Raw genomic sequence first — 1,185 nt, forward strand, 5'->3', positions numbered from 1 at the left:
GTCGCGGCCACGCCCTGCTCATAGCTGATTTGCTGGTTGGCCGTGAGCACTTGGGCCTGGGCATCAGGTTGTGCGGTAACGGCCACGCGCCCGGACTGCACGGTTACCTGCGCGCCGCGCGGTTGCAGGCGCACTTCAAACTGGGTGCCCAATACCCGCGCCTCGCCCTGCGCCGCACTGACGATAAAAGGTTGGCCGGTATGGCTGACCTGGAAATAGGCGGCGCCACGCAGCAGCTCGATGCGCCGCTGCTGCTCGCTAAACACCACGCGTATCGCGCTATCGGCATCCAGCAACACCACGGATTGATCAGCCAGGGTAATTTGCCGCAACTGGCCCGGTGCCGACACATAGTCGGCGCGCATCGAATCTAGCCAACGCTGAGGTTGCCATCCCAGTAGACCGAGCATCAGCAACACGCTGGCCGCCATCGCCAGCGAGCCGAGCCACAGGCGCCGGACGCGACGTGGCGGTGGGTTCATGGCCTGCAAATACAGACTCAGTGAGGCCGCCTCTTCCTCAGCCAAGCGCTGCGCCGGCACCTCAGTGGCGGCCCACAACGCCTGCACCTGGGCATAGGCTTCAACATGCGCCGGCTCGGCGTACAGCCATTGATCAAACGCAGCGCGCTCGCTCGCCGTGGGTTGCCCGCGCAGCACGTCATGCCAAGCCAGGGCAACCTGCTCGGGGGAAGACGGGGCGGCGGGCACTTCCCGCAGGTGGGCTGAACGGCTCATTGATCACACACAGGTTTGGCGATGCCGACGGGCGTATTAAGGCTCGCTTTACAGGCATCCAGGGCGCGCATCATATGTTTTTCCACGGCGCTCTGGGACAACTGCATGGCTTTGGCGATCTCGCCATAGGTGCGGCCGTGTACGCGGTTAAGCAAAAAAATATGCCGGGTGCGCTCCGGCAGGCTGCGCAGGGCGAGGTCGACTTGCTGCAAATCGTAGCGGGCAGCCAATGCCGCTTCGGGGGCGCTGGGCTCGCTTAATTGTTCCTCCAGCAAGCCACCTTCGCTGCGATTGCGCGAGCTTTCGCTGCGCAAATGATCAATGGCCATATTGCGCGCACACCGCAGCAGGTAGGTGCTGAGTTCTTCTACCTGCACATGCGGGCGGCGCCAAAAACGCAGGAAAAGGTCTTGAACCAGGTCCGCCGCTGTCGCCCGGCAGCCCACTT

The 1,185-nt window shown here is 63.5% G+C and carries 2 protein-coding genes; both read right to left on the reverse strand.

Going from position 1 to position 1,185, the window contains the following annotated elements; all coding sequences use genetic code 11:
- On the reverse strand, positions 1-737 hold a 737-nt coding region (locus tag AAAB16_RS17115), incomplete at its 3' end, for a FecR domain-containing protein (RefSeq protein ID WP_340664405.1).
- On the reverse strand, positions 734-1,185 hold a 452-nt coding region (locus AAAB16_RS17120), incomplete at its 5' end, for a sigma-70 family RNA polymerase sigma factor (protein WP_340664406.1). The genes AAAB16_RS17120 and AAAB16_RS17115, both read right to left, overlap by 4 nt.

Origin of the sequence: Pseudomonas sp. (assembly GCF_037994325.1) — a bacterium.
Taxonomy (GTDB): Bacteria; Pseudomonadota; Gammaproteobacteria; order Pseudomonadales; family Pseudomonadaceae; genus Aquipseudomonas.